9 protein-coding genes and 1 pseudogene are annotated in these 16,100 nt (G+C 64.5%); 7 read left to right on the plus strand and 3 right to left on the minus strand.

Annotated elements, in window-relative coordinates; translation table 11 throughout:
• Positions 1–1,282 precede the first annotated feature (1,282 nt).
• From QZ648_RS00550 to recD, 4 genes and pseudogenes are all read left to right on the plus strand, one after another.
• Positions 1,283–1,738 (plus strand): annotated as a pseudogene (locus tag QZ648_RS00550) (hypothetical protein); the annotation flags it as partial.
• Positions 1,739–1,749: 11 nt separating this feature from the next.
• On the plus strand, positions 1,750–2,142 hold the full coding sequence (locus tag QZ648_RS24770; RefSeq protein WP_366144048.1) for a hypothetical protein: 393 nt from the start codon (positions 1,750–1,752) through the stop codon (positions 2,140–2,142).
• A complete protein-coding gene (recB, locus tag QZ648_RS00555) occupies positions 2,139–6,065 on the plus strand; it encodes an exodeoxyribonuclease V subunit beta (RefSeq protein ID WP_291995811.1) in 3,927 nt (1,308 codons plus the stop codon). Before QZ648_RS24770 ends, recB begins: the two co-directional genes overlap by 4 nt.
• Positions 6,062–8,224, plus strand: a complete 2,163-nt coding sequence (gene recD / locus QZ648_RS00560; RefSeq protein ID WP_291995812.1) for an exodeoxyribonuclease V subunit alpha — start codon at positions 6,062–6,064, stop codon at positions 8,222–8,224. Before recB ends, recD begins: the two co-directional genes overlap by 4 nt.
• Positions 8,225–8,259: 35 nt before the next feature.
• On the opposite strand, the gene QZ648_RS00565 is transcribed toward recD, so the two are convergent.
• The 3 genes from QZ648_RS00565 to vapB all read right to left on the minus strand — a co-directional run bounded on the left by QZ648_RS00565 (position 8,260) and on the right by vapB (position 10,891).
• Complete coding sequence (locus QZ648_RS00565) at positions 8,260–10,161, minus strand: acyltransferase family protein (RefSeq protein WP_291995813.1); 1,902 nt, start codon at positions 10,159–10,161, stop codon at positions 8,260–8,262.
• A 77-nt stretch (positions 10,162–10,238) separates the two neighbouring features.
• Positions 10,239–10,652: a type II toxin-antitoxin system VapC family toxin gene (locus tag QZ648_RS00570; protein WP_169065974.1), complete on the minus strand. Its 414-nt coding sequence runs from the start codon at positions 10,650–10,652 to the stop codon at positions 10,239–10,241.
• The gene (gene vapB / locus QZ648_RS00575) at positions 10,649–10,891 is read right to left on the minus strand and encodes a type II toxin-antitoxin system VapB family antitoxin (protein ID WP_169065973.1); all 243 of its coding nucleotides are present in this window, start codon (positions 10,889–10,891) and stop codon (positions 10,649–10,651) included. Before vapB ends, QZ648_RS00570 begins: the two co-directional genes overlap by 4 nt.
• Before the next feature lie 312 nt (positions 10,892–11,203).
• Here vapB and QZ648_RS00580 point away from each other — a divergent pair, with 312 nt between their 5' ends.
• The 3 genes from QZ648_RS00580 (at position 11,204) to QZ648_RS00590 (ending at position 15,917) form a co-directional block, all read left to right on the plus strand.
• Entirely contained in the window at positions 11,204–13,912 is a 2,709-nt protein-coding gene (locus QZ648_RS00580; RefSeq protein WP_291995814.1) for a DUF6600 domain-containing protein, read from the plus strand.
• A 320-nt stretch (positions 13,913–14,232) separates the two neighbouring features.
• Positions 14,233–15,159, plus strand: a complete 927-nt coding sequence (locus QZ648_RS00585; RefSeq protein WP_169065971.1) for an ABC transporter ATP-binding protein — start codon at positions 14,233–14,235, stop codon at positions 15,157–15,159.
• Entirely contained in the window at positions 15,156–15,917 is a 762-nt protein-coding gene (locus QZ648_RS00590; protein WP_169065970.1) for an ABC transporter permease, read from the plus strand. The genes QZ648_RS00585 and QZ648_RS00590 overlap by 4 nt, the downstream gene beginning before the upstream one ends.
• Positions 15,918–16,100: the final 183 nt, after the last annotated feature.

The raw sequence follows: 16,100 nt of genomic DNA on the forward strand, positions 1-16,100 counted from the left end.
CGGCCATTGCCGAAGACGATCTTGGGCCGCAATTGCAGTCGCTGGATTCACGGCGCCAATATTTCTGCAGGGGCCTGCACTCCGAGCACGCGCCAGCTCGACCTGCCCAGGCAGCGGAGGGCGGCGGCGGCGATACCTGGCTTTTTTCGGCTTGCGCGAATGCTGCCGCTACGCGGTCCGCGCCGTGCGGCGGCCTGGCATAGATGCGCGCCTTACGACGAGTTGGCGGTATCGATGGCGGTCTTGCTCGCCCGCTGCTGCAATTGTTCGCGCGCTGGATGCGAGCTGGCGGTGCGGGCGCGGCCGGCGACGGTAGTACTGGTGACTGGCGCCTGCGTCCACTGATTGGCTGATTTTCTTCGCGCCCGACGATCTGGGTTTTTTGGCAACGCGGTTCAAAAGCGGGCTAAGCGGCGACGCTACACGCTGTCTGGCAACTCGACATGGCCCTGGAGCTGCTGGGCAGGAAGGCCTGCGAGCTGATCGCACACACACGCGAAAACAAAATTGGTTGAAACCCTGCCCCCTGGCGGTGGTCGGTGAAGTACTGTTAGCCGGCTCGACGGGGGAGCTTGTCTCAGCCGCTTCTTCGGCGGTGTCCGTCACTTTCGCCACCTTGAGGGCCGATGCGCGTCCCTCCCTTTCCGGCCGCTTCTGCCTGGGCGTCGGCATGAACGACCGCGACTACCCTCGCAGCCGCCTTCATCCGTGGTTTTCGTGTCTATGACGCACGTACTACCGTCCGGGCTACACGTGTCGCGGCGCGAGGACGCATCGCTACCTGTTTCCTGGGAGCGCTCTTTTCGGCGCGCGAAATCCGTGCGCCATTCCTTGTCTGCCGCAGCTCAACGACAACAGCGGCGAACCGGCCGGTCTTTGCTGTTCGGGTCTGTTTGCGGCGATCATCTTGCCCGCTTGGGCTGAGCTTGGCGCATTGGCTGCATGAAGAACCCTTGCTCGTATGCGCTGACCGTATCGAGAATCTGCTGCGCCACACATTTCAGCGCTGACTATTTTCCCTCCGCAGCCAGCGGGTTTCGACACTGTTCACACTATGCGCGGGAGTGGCGGCCGATGCGGCTTGCCGACGCGCGCGCAGCTAGCGCTGCCTGCGAGCGATTCTTTTGCTTTCGATCGCCGCTGCTGGCGCGAGGAGGCCGCTCATCCTGCGATCTCGGCGACTTCCATGAATCAACCGGTGCGCTGCTTTTTTTTTCGCCAGCGCCTGAAAGCTCTTTCGAGCGCGAGATCCGCTCAGGAAGATTCATGACCTTTCGATCTCGACGGCATCGGCCGTTGGCAGTTGCAGGACGATGATCCGCGCGCAGTGCGGCGGGCGCTGCGCAGGGGGCGAGACCGGTCGTCAGCCCGCGAGGCGCGACTGGCAAGCATCCAGCGCCGCGGCGATTTTGCCGGAGGAGGCTTCGGCGAAGGCCCTGGCCCGACGATCTGCTGGCGCCGATGGACGAGCTCTTCACGCGTTATCGGGCGGCGCTGGCGCGCTTGGCCGCTGGTGCTTGAAGGCGAGGAGGAAATTCGCTTCCAGGCGCGCGTCGAAGGGCAGGAGCTGGAACTCGCAGATTGGCTGGGCGGCATTCGTAGCGACGGCGCCGGGCAGCGCGGCCGGGTGGTTGCTGGAGAGCAGCGTGCTGGTCGAGGACGGTCACTACCGGAGCGAGCGGCTGATCCGCCACTGGGTGCTGGCACCTGGCGCTGCAGCTTGCCGGCGGGCCGCTGACGACGCTGGTCCTGAGCAAGGTCGGCGATGTCGAGTTGGCCGCTCTCGAAAGTGCCCAGGCCGCGGCGCATCTGAGCGTCCTGCTGGCGGCGTGGCACCGCGGCATGCGTGAGCCCTTGCCGCTGGCGGCACGCACTGCTTTCGATTTCCTCAAGGGCGGTGGCGATGCCGCCGGCAAGACCTACGAAGGCGCTTTCCCGGCAAGCGGGCGAGGGCAAGACCGACGTTTATCTGCGGCGTGCCTATCGAGACTATGCGGCGCTGACTGCAAGCGGCGAGTTTTTTGTCCTCGCCGAGCTTCTCTTGCGGCCCCTGCTCGAGGCGATTCCCGCCAGGCCAAAAGCGAGGCTGCGCATAGTGAACGGGCTGCCAAAGCCGACAAGACGGCGGGAGCAGCGGCATGAGTCAGACCGCGTGTACGGGCGCCGCCGCCACCGCCACAGCTCCTGGCAATGGCCAGGCCACGACCACCAACGCGGTCACAGCACTGGACACGCTGCGTTTTCCGCTGCGCGGCAGTCGCCTGATCGAGGCCAGTGCCGGCACCGGAAAGACCTTCACCATCGCCGCGCTCTATGTTCGCCTGGTGTTGGGCCATGGCGGCGAGAACGCCTTCGAACGGGCGCTGACGCCCGGCGAAATACTCGTCGTTACTTTCACCGAGGCGGCGACGCAGGAACTGCGCGACCGTATTCGCCATCGTCTGGCCGAAGCGGCCGCGTGTTTTCGTGTCGCGCCGGACAGCATCGGCAGCCCCTCCGCGGGCCAGGATCTGCTGCACGAGCTGCGTGCCGAGTATCCGCCGGAACAATGGCCAGCCTGCGCCCGCAAACTGCAACTGGCCGCCGAAGCGATGGATGAAGCGGCGGTGTCGACCATCCACAGCTGGTGTAATCGCATGCTGCGCGAACACGCTTTCGACAGCGACAGCCTGTTCACCCAGACCCTCGAGACCGACCAGCGCGAGTTGCTCGCCGAAGTCGTGCGTGACTATTGGCGCAGCTTCATGGTCGCTCTCGATGCCGAGGCGGTTGCCGAAGTTCGGCAATGGTGGTCTGGCCCGGAAGCGTTGCGGGCCAGTCTTCGCGGCCTAATCGACTACGCGGATTTGCTCGCCGAACCGCCGCTGACGCCCGCCGCTACCGTCGCGAAGGCCCTCGGCGAGAAGCGACAGCGCCTGGCCGAGCTCAAGGCGCCCTGGGGGCAATGGGTCGAGGACTTGCAGACGCTGCTCGACAAGGCGGTTGCCAGCAAGCAGGTGGATGGGCGCAAACTGCAGGCGCGCTACTACCAGCCGTGGCTGCAGACGCTGGGCGATTGGCGCGACGACCCGGCGATGGTACGGCCCGATCTGAAGAGCGGATGGAATCGCCTGACTCCGGCTGGCCTGGGCGAAGCCTGGAAGCTTGGCGAGGCGCCGCAACACCCGGCTCTCGAGGCCATCGCGGTGCTCGCTGCCGAGTTGTCAGCACTCCCCAGTGCGCGCGAAGAGCTGCTCTGCCATGCCGCGCGTTGGGTGGCCAAACGTTTTGCGGTCGAGCAGGCGCGGCGCGCGCAGATGGGCTTCAACGACCTCCTGACCCGCCTCGACGCCGCTTTGCACGGGGCCAATGCTGCGCGCCTCGCGGAGATCATTCGTCGCCAGTTCCCGGCCGCGCTGATCGACGAGTTCCAGGACACCGACCCGGTGCAGTACCGAATTTTCGACGCCGTCTATCGTGTCGCGCAGAACGCCCCGGACACCGTGCTGGTCCTGATCGGCGATCCCAAGCAGGCGATCTATGCCTTCCGCGGCGCCGACATCCACACCTATCTGGCCGCCCGACGCGCCTGTGCCGACCGGCTGCACACGCTGCAGAAGAACTACCGCTCGACCGAGGCCCTGCTGGCCGCGACCAATCACTGCTTTGCGGTCGCTGAAGCCGGCGCGGCAGGAAGCGGGGCTTTCCTCTTCCGCCGCGACGACGACAATCCGGTGCCCTTCGTCGCCGCCGCGGCCAAGGGCCGCCAGGATGAATGGCAGCTGGCCGGCCAGCCGCTGCCGGCGCTGATCGCCTGGTGCTTGCCGGCGAAGGCGGACGGCAAGCCCTTGAGCAAGACCGACTATCTCGAGCAAATGGCGGCCGCCTGCGCCAGCGAGATGGTGACCCTGCTCAATCTCGGCCAGGCCGGGCGGGCCGGTTTTGTCAGCGAACTGGGGGCGCAATGGCTGCGCCCGGCGGACATGGCGGTGTTGGTCAACAACCGCAGCGAAGCCGATGCCATGCGTGGCGCGCTGGCGCAGCGTGGCGTGCGCAGCGTCTATCTGTCGGACAAGGATTCGGTTTTCGAAAGCGCCGAAGCGGTCGAGTTGCTGCACTGGCTCGCCGCCTGCGCCGAGCCCGACGATGTGCGTCTCTTACGTGCCGCGCTGGCCACGGCGACGCTCGACCTGAGCTGGCAGGAACTCGATTGCCTGAACCATGACGAGCTCGCCTGGGAGGCGCGCGTCCTGCAGTTTCGCGCCTACCGCGACTGCTGGCGCCGCCAGGGCGTGCTGCCGATGCTGCGCCGGCTGCTCAACGATTTCCATCTGCCGGCGCGGCTGCTGGGCCAGGGCAGGGCGAGCGAGGCCAATAAGGCCATCAACGCCAACAACGGCGAGCGCATCCTGACCAATGTGCTGCATCTCGCCGAATTGCTGCAACAGGCGAGCACGTTGCTCGACGGCGAGCACGCGCTGATCCGCTATCTGGCCGAGCAACAGCAGGACGCCGCGAGCACTGGCGGCGATGCCCGGCAGCTGCGCCTGGAAAGTGATGCCGACCTGGTGCAGGTGGTGACTGTGCACAAGTCCAAGGGACTGGAGTATCCGCTCGTTTTCCTGCCCTTTGCCAGCAACTATCGGCTCACCAAAGGCAGCGATCTGCCGCTGAAATGGCACGACGAAGACGGCGGCCTGCGTCTCTCGCTGGCCGCTGCTGCGGGCGTCGTCGAGCGCGCGGACGGCGAGCGCCTGGGCGAAGATCTGCGCAAGCTCTATGTGGCGCTGACGCGCGCCCGTTACGCGACCTGGGTCGGAGTCGCGCCTTTGCAGGATCTGGAGCGCAGCGCCCTGGCCTATCTGCTTGGCGGCGGGCAGGCGATCGCCGCTGGCGCCTTGCCGCAGGCGCTGCAGGACTGGGGCGATGGCTGTCCGGATATCCTCGTCGAACCGGCGCCGGAAGCCGGCAAGCAACGCTTCGAGCTGCGCGGGGTGACACCGACTGTGGGCGCGGCAAGACCATCGCGGCGCGTTGCTGGTGAGCACTGGTGGATCGCCAGTTATTCGGCGCTGAAAAGCGAGGGCGAGAGCGGCGCTGCGCCAGCCGCGCCCGCTCCTGCGCCCGCGGCCGAGACAGCCAGCGAAGCGGTTTTCCAGGAGGCCATGGTGGCACAGCTGGCACAGCTGGCACAGGTGGCACAGCCGCCTCTGGTGGCTCTGGCGACGCAGGCGGGCATGCCGGAATCCGGGCTGTCGCCGCTGCCTGGTGCCGGGACGGCGCTTCCTGCGCTGGCGGTAGCCAGCGGCCTCGGCTCGCTGCACGGCTTCCCGCGCGGCGCCGAGGCGGGCACTTTTCTGCACGATCTGCTTGAAGCAGTGGCCAGGCAGGGCTTCGCTACTGGCGCCGGCGATCAGGCGCTGCAGCGCGACATGATCGCGCGCCGCTGCCAGGCCCGCGGCTGGGTGCACTGGATCGAGCCGCTGACGGCCTGGTTACAGTACTTCCTGAACACGCCGATGAAGTTGAGCGCCATGCCTGGCGCGCCGGAAACGTCGATCCGCCTGTCCGAACTGAAGGCGGCCATGGCCGAGATGGAGTTCTGGCTGGCGGTGCACAGCGTTCCCACCACCCGCATCGACGCCCTGGTCTGCGCGCACACGCTCGCTGGCGCGGCACGCCCGGCATTGCTGCCGGCGCAGTTGAACGGCATGCTCAAGGGCTTCATGGACCTCGTTTTCGAACATCAGGGCCGCTATTTCGTTGCCGACTACAAGTCGAACTGGCTGGGGCCCGACGATGCCGCCTACACGCCGGTGGCGATGCGCGCCGCGATTCTGCACGCGCGCTACGAGTTGCAGTACGTCCTCTACCTGCTCGCCCTGCATCGCCTGCTCAAGTCGCGCCTGCCCGATTACGACTACGACCGCCACGTCGGCGGGGCGGTCTACATCTTCCTGCGCGGGGTGTACGCGCCCAGTCAGGGGCTGCACGTCGAGCGACCGCCGCGGGCATTGATCGAAGCGCTCGATGCCTTGTTTGCGCGTCGCGGCGCGAGGACAAGAATGGCCGGAGAGCGGCCATGAATGCACGCAGCTTCGACGCCCGCGAGCCAATGCAGGCGCTGTTGGCGAGCTGGGCAGCGCGGCAATGGCTGCGCCCGCTCGATACCGCCTTTGCCGATTTCCTGTGGCGTGAAGTTCCCGACGCGCCGCCGTTCCTGATCCTCGCCGCTGCCCTGGCCAGCCACCAGCTTGGGCGTGGCCATGCCTGCCTCGATCTCGAAGCGACGCTGCAAGCGCCGGCATTCGCCTTGTCGCTGCCACCCGAAGGGGAAAGCGCAGGAAGCAGCCCGGGCGACACACTCGAGCCGCCACCGCTGCCTCGCGAAGTCTTCGCCGGATTGAGCCTCAGCCAGTGGCAGCAAGCGCTTGCACAGCCGCTGCTGGTCGGTGCCGGCGCCGGCAATACGCCGCTGCTGCGTGTCGGCGGGCGCCTCTATCTGCGCCGCTACTGGCAATACGAGCAGGACGTGCGCGGCGCGCTCGAGCGTCGCCTGGCGATGGCAAGCAGTCTGCAGGCAGCGCTGCCGATTGCCGCGCTGCGCCAGACGCTCGACCTGCTCTTCGCGCCGGCTGCGGGTGTGGCTGCAGCTGCGACTGTCGCTGCGGGTGGCGCTACTGACTGGCAGAAGATCGCCTGCGCGCTCGCCGCGCGCAGTGGCTTCAGCATCATCACCGGTGGCCCGGGTACCGGAAAGACCACGACTGTGGTCAGCTTGCTGGCGCTGCTGCAGGCGGTGGCGCTGAAACCGGCACCGGGCACGCCATCACCCGAGAAGCCGCCGCGACCCTTGCGCATCCGCCTGGCGGCGCCGACCGGCAAGGCTGCCGCCCGCCTCAACGAGTCGATCGCCAACGCCGTTGCCCGCCTGCCGCTGGCCGCGCTGGCGCACGGAGAAGCGGTGCGCGCGGCGATCCCGGTGAGCGTGAGCACCCTGCATCGCCTGCTCGGCAGCCGGCCCGATAGCCGCCGCTTTCGCCACCATGCCGGCAATCCGCTGGCGCTCGACGTGCTGGTGATCGACGAAGCGTCGATGGTCGATCTGGAAATGATGGCCGCCGTACTCGCCGCCCTGCCACCTTCGGCGCGCTTGATCCTGCTCGGCGACAAGGACCAACTGGCCTCGGTCGAGGCCGGGGCGGTGCTCGGCGAGCTGTGCCAGCGTGCGTGCGACGGCCACTACACGCCGGCCACTTGCGACTGGCTGGAGCAGGCATCCGGCGAACAGGTCGGCCCGGAGCTGGTCGATGCCGCGGGCAGTGCCCTTAATCAGGCGGTGGTGATGCTGCGCCACAGCCACCGCTTTTCTGCGCGCAGCGGAATCGGACAACTGGCCGAGGCAGTCAATGCCGGCAATACCGCCAGGGTCGGCCGGCTCTGGCAGCAGGCCCATGCCGATCTCGCCCTGTTGTCGCTTGGCGGCGACGATGACGACGAGGCTGGCTTCGGCGCCTTGATCGTCGATGGCGGCCTGGCGAGTGCAGCAACAACAAACGCCGTCGACGCTGGCTGCGCCCCCTCCGTCGTGGCCTCGCCGCCGCAGCGCAATGGCTATCGCCACTACCTCGAGACCCTGCGCGGGCAGCAGCCCGCGTCGTCCGCCAGCCAGGAAGCCTTCGACGACTGGGCGCGCGCAGTGTTGCGCGCACACGGCCGCTTCCAGGTGCTGTGCGCGCTGCGGCGCGGACCATGGGGCGTCGCCGGGCTCAACCAGCGCATCGCGCGCGTATTGCGTGCGGCCGGCCTGATTCCAGCCAGCGACGGCTGGTACCCTGGTCGCCCGGTGCTGATCACGCGTAACGACTACGGCCTGGGACTGATGAACGGCGACATCGGCATCACCCTGGCGCTGCCCGGCGCGAGCGATGATGAGTGGATTCTGCGCGTCGCCTTTCCTGCCGGAGATGTCAGCCAGAGCATCAAATGGGTCCTGCCGAGCCGACTGCAGGCCGTGGAAACAGCGTACGCGCTCACCGTTCACAAGGCGCAGGGCTCGGAATTCACCCACGCCGCGCTGCTCCTGCCCGCAACGCTGAGTCCGATCCTGACCCGCGAGTTGCTGTACACCGGCATCACTCGCGCGCGCGCTTTCCTCACCGTGGCCATGCCGGGAACAGTGCGGCTGCTGGAAGAAGCGGCGCAAAGACAGGTGCTGCGTGCGAGCGGCTTGTTGGCGGAGTGACGGTGGGCCTTGTTGAGCAGTGCCAGACTTCCGATTTACAAGGGGCGAAGGATGCCTTTAAACAAACCTTTTAGCTGCACGTTACCATGGTCAACCAAATGGTTGTCATCGTAATACAGCGATTCGCCGTCTTTTGAGCCCATGCATTGACCGTTTGGACAGAGGTAGGGTATCGGATCAATAATCTGTGCCTTACACTTTTCGGCCGCGGCATCAATGGCAAGATTGGCGACCTTGGTGCGTTTTTCATGGTGTTCGAGAGGGCTGGATATATCTGAAGTGCCTTGAAACAGTCTAGCTTTCAGGCTTAGGCCCTTGTATATGCTAAAAGGCATTTCCGGAATGGGTCTGACGATGTAGACCGGATGGTTTTCAGATATTTCACAAACTGTGTTGACGTACTCTCTTGAGAACTCGCTTTCCAATGACTGTCCATCTTCATTGGTTTTTCCATTGAAGTAGACACGAAAGCGATTCTCCCTGCTGGGGTCCAAATAGATTCCTGAACGACTAAATAGAATGACTGGTACTCCAGGGTATTGATTTTTCAATATATCCAGTTTTTCCTTGATGAAGCCGTGGCATTTCTTTTCCTGCTTTTTATCGTCCATTGCAAAGTTTCTCAGGGTTGGGCAGCCGGCAAGAGCCCAGCCTAATGCGGCATTCCGGTTTTCCAGCTGGACGGCAGCTGCCGTAGACTGTGCGTGACTATCGCCGAACAGAATGACAGAGATCTCGCCATAATCGAGCTTGCAATCGGCTGCGCCAAAATCGTTCGGATAACAGTCTTGCGTATAGAGTGTGCTGGTGTATTCGGGCTGACCCTCCTCAAGGGAAGCAAACCGGATGCCGGGGTGATCCTTGGCTACTGCTGCAGTAATGGCAGCTGCTGATACGGTAGCGGCAGTCAGAGCAGCGTACCGCAAGACAACTTTTGTGGTCTCGCGAGGTTTCTTCCTGCGCTTCTCCACGAGGTGGAAAGAAAGTGCTCCCAAGGCGAAAGCGAGAAGAATTGAGGGGGCTACGTATGCCCAATTTTCGAGGAGCCCACAGAAGTAAAGGAGGACAACGATCGGCCAGTGCCAGAGGTATGTAGAATATGAAGTTTTGCCAACGAACTGAAGGAAGCTGTTGCGGCTGAAAACGGAGTTGGTGTTTCCGTAGATAAAAAGGAGAGTACCAAGAACGGGCAAGGTTGCCAGATAACCCGGCCAATGGTTTTTCTCGGAAAAAAAAGACAAGCTGGCCATGATCACTGCCATACCCAAAAACTCGAGTGCATATCCTGCGCGTTTTGTTGGTCTCAGGGGGAAGAGGTATGCCAGGCCGCCGGCAATCAACTCCCATGCGCGTGTGGGAAGCATATAGAAGCAAAACACCGAATGTGTCTTTGTGAAATATATCGAGGCCGCCAGCGAGGCTATCGCCAGCAGCACCAGCGTGCCTCTGACCCTTTGTTCTCCGAATGCTCTGAATATAGCCATCAGCAGGACGGGGTAAAGGATGTAGAATTGCCATTCCAGCGAAAGGGACCATGTGTGCAGCAGCCAATTCTCATGCACGGGGGAGTCGAAGTAGCTCCCTTCGCCAGCGAACAAGAAGTTGGAACTGAACAACATGCTGCTTTTTACAGTTCTCAGCAGGCTTCGGTAATCTTGAATGGGCAAGTAGATGAATCCGAAGATCATCAGTGCCATGCACAAAACGAACAGCGCCGGGATGATTCTGTTTGCTCTGGACGCATAAAAACCGAGCAGTGAAAAGCGGTTTTCCTGTAAGCCGCTGAAGATGATGCCAGTCATCAGAAACCCGGAGATAACGAAGAATATATCTACTCCCGTAAATCCGCCCTGGAAACCATCAATCTTGAAGTGGAACAAGACTACCGCCAGCACCGCAACCGCCCGCAGAGCATTGATATTATTTCGGAATTGCATTTTTTGGCTGTTCTCTAATCAGATCGGGGAGTGAAACCGGGGACGACTGAAACCGGGGACGGATCACGGTTTCCTGCTCACAACTCACGGACCCAGTTCTCGACCTGAAGCCCCTGCACGCGCTCGAACTCGCGACTGTTGGTGCTGACCAGGATCAGGGCGTCGGCCGCGGCATGGGCAGCGATCCACAGGTCGTTGTTGCCGAGGGACGTCCCTGCCGCGGTCAGGGCGGCACGTATGCGTCCATATTGACGGCCCGCCGATTCGGGCAGGTCCAGGACCGGTATCAGCTCGACCAGTCGCGCCAAATTTCCAATGGCCTGCGCACGTGCCTGACTGCGCTCGGCCCCGAACACCAACTCGCCCAGGGTCACGACCGACATGGCCACCGAGCCGGGTGTCAGGTTCCGCAAGCGTTGGGCGACTTCCGGGGGCCGGGCTTTAGCCGTGTAAATACAGATGTCCGTATGCAGCAGATAACGGGCGGTCATGCCAGGGGCTCCCGATCCTGCGGCGGCGCGTCGTCGCGGCCCTCGGCGAAGAAGTCGTCCGGCATGCTGGCCAGCAGATCGAAAGCCTCGGACAGGTTCTGACGTGGCTTGCGCAGGATGACCTCGTCGCCGCGGCGGAGGATCTCCACCTCGTCCACATCGAACTGGAAAGACTTCGGAAGCCGTACGGCCTGGGAGTTGCCATTCTTGAAGATCTTGGCGGTTGCGGAGCTAGCCATGGCTCACTTCTCTTATTTGTACATCCGCCTAGTCTATATTTCTGTGGCGATGCGTGCAACGCTCGCTCGTGGCTCGGTAAGGGGCGGCCGGCGATGCGGTGGAAACTACGCCGCTCAACTGCAAGTCGGCCGGCGCCGAAGCGACGGCGGAACGGTCGGCGCGCGTGCCGACGAGAATGTCACCACGCGAGCAAGCGCCAGGAATCGTGTAACAAACTGTTCCACGTGTCCAACCAAGCACCTGCTCGCGCGTTAAGCTCCCATCCGTGCCCATTCGCCGTTCTCCACGCAGCGCTTTTCGAGACCGCAGCCATGTTTTTGTCGCTTGCCCCGTCGTGCCACCGTCTACTTCCGGCCCTGCGCCGTGCGCTCGTCTTGCCTCTCCTGCTGCTACTCGCGCTGCTGTTGGCGGCGCCGGCTGCGGCCGACCCGACAGGCCGTGTTGGGCGTATCGCCTGGTTGTCGGGCTCTGTTCACCTGCATCGTGCGGACAGTGGCGAATCGACCAATGCCTTGCTCAACTGGCCGATTACCAGTGGCGATATTCTGTCGACCGCGGCCGATGCACGCAGCGAAGTCCAGCTCGGGTCGACCTCGGTGCAGTTTGATTCGAGCAGCATCCTGGAGTTTGTCACGGTCGATGATCAGCGCGTTCGCCTGCACTTGCTCACCGGTAGCGTGATCATTCGCCTCCGCTCACCGGAAGCGGCCGCTGAATTCGAACTCAGCAGTCGCGATGGCAGCTTCAGCTTTTCGGAGGCGGGCAGCTACCGTTTTGATGCCGAGCCTGCCGCCACCGTGGCCACCGTTCATGGCGGCAGCCTGCGCTTCGCAGGCGGCGACGGCGCGCTCGACCTGCGCGCCGGCCAGCGTACCCAACTCTGGAACGATGGCGGCATCCGCTACCAGGTGTCAGCGCCTGTGGAGGACGCGTTTGTCCTGTGGAGTGCCGGGCGCGAGCAGGGGCCTGCCAGTGCCGCGTACGGTCGCTACGTGTCTCCTGAAATGACCGGCGCTGCCGACCTTGACGCCCACGGGCGCTGGCACGACAGCCCCGAGTACGGTGCGGTCTGGTTCCCGCAGGCGGTTGCCGCCGATTGGGCGCCTTATCGGCACGGTCGCTGGATGTGGGTCGCCCCCTGGGGCTGGACCTGGGTCGGTGACGAGCCCTGGGGTTTTGCGCCCTTCCACTACGGCCGCTGGGTGATCCACAGAGGGGCCTGGGGGTGGGTGCCCGGCAAGCGTGTGGCGCGACCGGTGTACGCACCGGCGCTGGTCGCCTGGGTCGGCTCGCCGGGCGCCAGTGTCTCGGTACAGGTCGGCGCGCGCCCCGCAGTCGGTTGGTTTCCCCTCGCGCCACGCGAAGTCTATGTGCCGCCCTACCGGTCCAGCGCAAGACATGTCCGTGCGGTCAACGTCACCCATGTCACCCAGATCAACAACATCACGACGATCACCAACAATCCGCAGGCGGCGGTCGAGCGCATGCCCTACGCGCATCGGCAAATGCCGCGCGCGGTGACCATGGTGCCGGCCGATGTCGTCGCCCAGCAGCGGCCGATCGATCGCGCCGCGATGCTGCCGCGCGACGGCAAGTCACTTGGCGCTCGGTCGGTGCAGGTGCAGGCGCCGGTTGCAGTACCGCCGGTAGACGCCGGGCGGGGCGGCGAAGGGCGTCGACCGATGGCGCAGGATGGCCGTGAGCGCGGGGCGCTTGCGGAAAGGAGGGAGCCGTCAACGGGCGGCCTTCCCAGACAGGCACAGCCACAGCCGCAGCCACAGCCGCAGCCACAGCCGCAGCCACAGCCACAGCCGCAGCCACAGCCGCAGCCACAGCAGCGTCCGGCGGCCAGGCCGAACGACGTGGCGATCGGTCAGCCGCAGCCCGCGCCGGCAACGGCACCTGCAGCCGCAGCAGCGTCTGCAGGTGCTCCACCACGGCAGCCGGGAGCGCTGCCGGCTGCCGGATCGCCTTCGTCACTGCCTGCTGCCGGGCAGCGGCCCGATGCAGAGCAGGGTGCACGCCCTGTGCGGGAGACTGGTCGCGTTCCGCGCAGTGAGCCCTTGGATGGGCGTGGCGAGCCGCCGCGGCTGACCCCATTGCCCGGTGTTGCCTCGCCAATCGATCGCGGGGCACCAGCAGTGCCGGTGGCGCCACCAGCCGTGTCGATGCCGCCCGCAACTCAGGGTACGACCACCAGCACGGCTGCCCCTGCAGAACGCCCTGATCGCTTGCCAGCGGCGACTGCTGGTCGCGGAGCGCAGAGCGCTGAGCGACCGGTCACGGCCGTGGAGCACTCGGTAAGCGGTGCCCCTTCGGGAAGACCTGAAGAACACGCCAAGCCGCCTGCTCAGCCCGTAGTGGCGCCGCCACCCGCGGCGACGCTTCCGAGATTTCCCGAGCGGCCCGCTGTATCCGCGCCTGTCCCGGCGCAAGTGCAACCGCAAGCGCAACCGCAAGCGCAACCGCAAGTGCAACCGCAAGTGCCACGGCCACCGCAAGCGCAAGCGCAACCGCAAGTGCAACCGCAAGCGCAAGCGCAACCGCAAGTGCAACCGCAAGTGCCACGGCCACCGCAAGCGCAAGCGCAACCGCAAGTGCAACCGCAAGCGCAAGCGCAACCGCAAGTGCAACCGCAAGCGCCACGGCCACCGCAAGCGCAACCGCAAGCGCAACCGCAAGCACCACGGCCACCGCAAGCACCACCAGCGCCAGCGCCACAGCAAGCGCCAGCGCCCGGCGTGGAAAGGTCGGGTAGCCGTGTCGAGCCGCGTCGAGCCGATGATGTTGCGCGTCGCGAAGAGGCCTTCGCTCGCCAACAGAAGCCAGAAGCGTCAGTCGATGCGCGGCCCGCGGCGATGCCGCAGCGCTCAGTGGCACCCGCCGGCGATGCCAAGTCGCCGCCGCCCGAGGGACGGCAGTCGCGGCCTGAACGCCCGCGCGAGGCGGGGGGGCAGCGCGAGGGGCGCGGCGGTGGCGGTGGACGGGTCGAGCAGTTGCCGCGCGGGGCCGACGGATGAGGGCCAGCGCAGAAAGCGGGGAAGCCGTGACCGTCCCGAACGGCAAAGCCAAGAGCGCTCCGCCCAGCGGTGCAAGCTTTCAAGGGTCGGCTGCACCGGGAAGCAGCCAGCCACGCCGATACAACAATCCGCGTTGAAGGAGGGGTGCCCGCGGCGACATGAGGAAGTCCAGCGTTTCTTTCCTTGCCCTCTGCGACCGATGCGCCACGGCGCATCGACCACGATGTGGCTGCCGCGCCGGCTGCTGAAACTGCGCCGGGCCTGACGAAGGCGCTGCTGCGTTTTTGGATGAATCGCCACGATCTGTTATCGTCACAGCGATGCAGACAATCATCTCCGTATCCGAACTTTCCAAGACCTACGATTCACGCTTCCAGGCGCTCAAGCGCATCAATCTGGATATTCGCCGTGGCGAGATCTTCGCCTTGCTGGGTCCCAACGGCGCCGGGAAAACGACGCTGATCAGCATCATCTGCGGGATCGTCAATGCCAGCGAGGGCAGCGTTCGCATCGCTGGCCACGACATCGTCGCCGACTACCGTGCCGCCCGCGCCATGATCGGCCTGGTGCCGCAGGAGCTGACCACCGATGCCTTCGAGTCGGTGTGGGCGACGGTGTCGTTCAGCCGCGGCCTGTTCGGCAAGGCGGCAAATCCCGGCTACATCGAAAAAGTGCTGCGTGATCTCTCGCTGTGGGAAAAGAAAGACAACAAGATCATCACCCTTTCGGGCGGCATGAAGCGTCGCCTGCTGATCGCCAAGGCGCTGTCGCACGAGCCGCAGATTCTCTTTCTGGACGAACCGACGGCGGGCGTGGACGTCAACCTGCGCCGTGACATGTGGCAACTGGTGCGCTCGCTGCAGGCCACCGGGGTGACCATCATCCTGACCACCCATTACATCGACGAGGCCGAAGAAATGGCCGACCGCATCGGGGTGATCAGCAAGGGCGAGATCATTCTCGTCGACGACAAGGTCGAGCTGATGCGCAAGCTGGGCAAGAAGCAGATGATGCTGCAACTGCAGACTCCCCTGGAGCACATCCCGCCGGCGCTGGCCGGCTACCAGCTGGAGCTGGCGAGTGATGGCAACGAGCTGATCTACACCTTCGACGCGCACGGTGAGCGCACCGGCATCGTCGCCCTGCTCAAGGATCTCAACGACGCGGCCATCGCCTTCAAGGACCTGCACACCACGCAAAGCTCGCTGGAAGATATTTTCGTCAGCCTGGTGAAGGAAGAGCAATGAACTGGCACGCCATGCGCGCGATTTACCTTTTCGAGATGGCGCGTACGCGCCGCACGCTGCTGCAGAGCGTCATCTCGCCGGTGATTTCGACCTCCCTGTACTTTGTCGTCTTCGGCGCGGCGATCGGCTCGCGCATCGACGAGATCGAAGGCATCAGCTATGGCGCTTTCATCGTCCCCGGGTTGATCATGTTGTCGCTGCTGACGCAGAGCGTGGCCAACGCGTCTTTCGGCATCTATTTCCCGAAATTCACGGGCACGATCTACGAACTGCTGTCGGCGCCGGTCTCGTATATTGAAATCGCGGCGGCCTATGTCGGCGCCGCGGCGAGCAAGTCGATCATCCTCGGCCTGATCATTCTGGCGACGGCCGGGCTGTTCGTTCCGCTCCAGGTCGCGCATCCCGTCTGGATGCTGCTCTTCCTGGTGCTGACGGCGGTGACCTTCAGCTTGTTCGGTTTCATTATTGGCATCTGGGCCGACAATTTCGAGAAACTGCAGCTGGTGCCGCTGCTCATCATCACCCCGCTGACTTTCCTCGGCGGCAGCTTCTACTCGATCAACATGCTGCCGCCGATCTGGCAGACGATCACCCTGTTCAACCCGGTGGTCTATCTGGTGAGCGGTTTTCGCTGGAGTTTCTACGACGTCGCCGACGTCGGTGTCGGCGTCAGCCTGTTCATGACCCTATTGTTTCTGGCGGTGTTTCTGGTTGTCGTGGCGTGGATCTTCAAGACGGGGTATCGGCTGAAGACCTAGGCCGCTGGCGGTTGCTTGCGGGCGACTGATTGTTCTGTTACGCAAGCAGGTGTTCGGCGTGCTTGGCCGGTGGCAGAAATCGCCTTGATGTGAAAGTTGCGCAAGCGACTCACGAAACTCCCTTCTCCCCTCGCGGGAGAAGGGTCAGGGGAAGAGGGAAAACGGTCATGGCTTTCATCATCA

The sequence above is a fragment of the Candidatus Accumulibacter sp. ACC012 genome (assembly GCF_907163155.1).
Taxonomy (GTDB): domain Bacteria; phylum Pseudomonadota; class Gammaproteobacteria; order Burkholderiales; family Rhodocyclaceae; genus Accumulibacter; species Accumulibacter delftensis.